The following is a 1160-nucleotide window of genomic DNA, read 5'->3' on the forward strand; positions in this document are numbered from 1 at the left end:
AGTGCCCCTGAGAAATTCTCGAGTAAAGTTGCTTCAAAGTTCCACGAGTCTACTCCGGTATTCACCAAAGATGGACAAACCATGTACTTTACCCGCAATAACTTCTTGGATGGGAAAAAACAAAAAAGCAAAGAAAAAACCATCCTATTAAAAATCTATAAAGCTACCTTAAAGGACAATCAGTGGACAAGCATCACCGAATTACCTTTTAACTCGAATGAATACAGTGTTGCACACCCGGCATTAAGCCCCGATGAGAAAACACTTTTCTTTGCCTCGAATATGCCTGGAACCAAAGGACAATCCGATATCTTCAAAGTGAAGATCAACAGTGATGGAAGCTATGGTACTCCAGAGAACCTAGGAGATAAGATCAATACTGAAGGAAAAGAAACCTTCCCCTTTATTGCAGCCGACAACGAATTGTACTTTGCATCGGATGGACATCCTGGATTAGGAGGATTAGATATATTTGTCTCCAAACTAGAGAAAGACAATACCTATCAGAAAGTATACAATGTAGGAGCACCGGTTAATGGAAGCAGTGATGACTTTGCTTTTTTGATTGACAATACAACCAAATACGGATTCTTTTCTACCAACAGAGCAGAAACCATAGGTTACGATGATATTTTCAAACTATATGAAAAACAACCCTTACCTTTTAATTGTGAACAAGCCCTAACAGGAATCATCACCGATGCCGATACAGGAGTTTTACTACCCAATGCACAAGTGATGCTCTTTGACTCAAAATTCAACCTAATCAAAGAAGTCTATGCTAATGACCAAGCAGTGTATAACTTTGAAGTAGACTGTGAGCAAAACTATTATGTAAGAGCGATACAGAAACAATACGAAACCAAAGAAGTATCAATCCTTATTCCTAAAACTACAGGAAGTACAGAACAGAATATCGCCTTAGAGAAGAAAATCAAAACGGTAGTACCGGGAGATGATTTAGCGAAAACCTTTGGTATTAAGATCATCTACTTTGATTTGGATAAATCCAACATCAGAGCTGATGCAGCGGTGGACTTAGCTAAGATTATCTCTGTGATGAAAGAATATCCAAAGATGAAGATTGATATTCGTTCGCATACCGATAGTAGAGCAACAGCTTCTTACAATGAGAAACTCTCCAGTAGAAGAGCTAAATC

Annotated in this window: 1 protein-coding gene; it reads left to right on the top strand. The window is 38.4% G+C overall.

The window, feature by feature from the left end; genetic code table 11:
• A partial coding sequence (locus tag P6733_RS17840) for an OmpA family protein (protein ID WP_306354311.1) occupies positions 1 to 1160 on the top strand: 1160 nt, incomplete at both ends.

The organism is Flavobacterium aerium, assembly GCF_030766725.1.
In the GTDB taxonomy this organism is placed as follows: domain Bacteria; phylum Bacteroidota; class Bacteroidia; order Flavobacteriales; family Flavobacteriaceae; genus Flavobacterium; species Flavobacterium aerium.